Origin of the sequence: Neisseria sp. 74A18 (assembly GCF_001308005.1) — a bacterium.
GTDB classification, from domain to species: Bacteria; Pseudomonadota; Gammaproteobacteria; order Burkholderiales; family Neisseriaceae; genus Neisseria; species Neisseria dumasiana.
Window position 1 is genome coordinate 1 of the sequence record NZ_LGZA01000071.1, and the last position, 1,122, is coordinate 1,122.

General features: G+C 53.3%; 1 protein-coding gene. It reads left to right on the forward strand.

All coding sequences use genetic code 11. The features are described from left to right. Window positions 1-306: 306 nt before the first annotated feature. A partial coding sequence (locus AKG43_RS11805; RefSeq protein ID WP_054617466.1) for an IS5 family transposase occupies window positions 307-1,122 on the forward strand: 816 nt, incomplete at its 3' end.

Consider the following 1,122-nt stretch of genomic DNA (forward strand, 5'->3'; position numbering starts at 1 on the left):
GAACGTGAAGGGTATCGGCGAAGGTGTTTTAGCGAAGCTGCGCGATGAGGCGACGGTGAACGGCGGAGCCAGGAAGAAAACCGACAAAGCCGTTCCGGCAATTAAGGGTAAATAAGCACCGGCGATGTGGCGGGGATGGTGCCGATCAATACATTTTTAATAAAAGATGGCAAAGTTGCGGAACAGTGGAGGTAGTATGGAGCCGACTCTGTTGCCGCCTTAACGGCCTGAGACCTTTGCAAAACCCTCAAAAATCCTCTAAATTCCCACTCACATCAAACTCCGGGAATTTAGAGGATTTTGTTCATGAGCAGCTTTTTACACACCGACGCCCTCCACCACATCGAAAAACATCTCGACCGCTTCCCACTCATCAAACTCGACCGTATTCTTGACTGGACACCCATCGAACAATACCTCGCCGGCCGCAAAACCCGCTATGTGCGCGACAACGGCGGCCGTCCCGCTTATCCCCTGTTATCCATGTTCAAAGCCATCCTGCTCGGTCAATGGCATAGCCTCTCCGACCCCGAACTCGAATACAGCCTCATCACCCGCATCGATTTCCAACTCTTCTGCCGCTTCGACGACTTCCGAATTCCCGACCACAGCACCCTCTGCCGTTTCCGCAACCGGCTGGCGCAAGACAACACCTTGGCCGAACTACTGGATCTGATTAACCGCCAACTGACTGACAAGGGCTTAAAAGTAGAGAAAGCATCCGCCGCCATCGTTGACGCCACCATTATTCAGACGGCCGGCGGCAAACAACGTCAGGCCATCGAAGTGGATGACGAAGGGCGGGTCAGCAGCCAAACTACACCGAGTAAAGACAAAGATGCCCGTTGGATCAAAAAAGACGGCCGCTTCCATCTGGGCTACAAACAACACACCCGTACCGATGCGGACGGCTATATCGAGAAACTGCACATCACTCCGGCCAATGCTCATGAGTGCAAACACCTGCTGCCATTACTGGCAGACATCGCAGAAGGCAGCACCGTCTATGCCGATAAAGGCTACGACAGCATGGAAAACCGGCAACATTTGGAAGAACGTCAGCTGCGGGACGGCATCATGCAAAAAGCACACCGTGGCTGCCCATTAAGTCAAGAGCAGAAA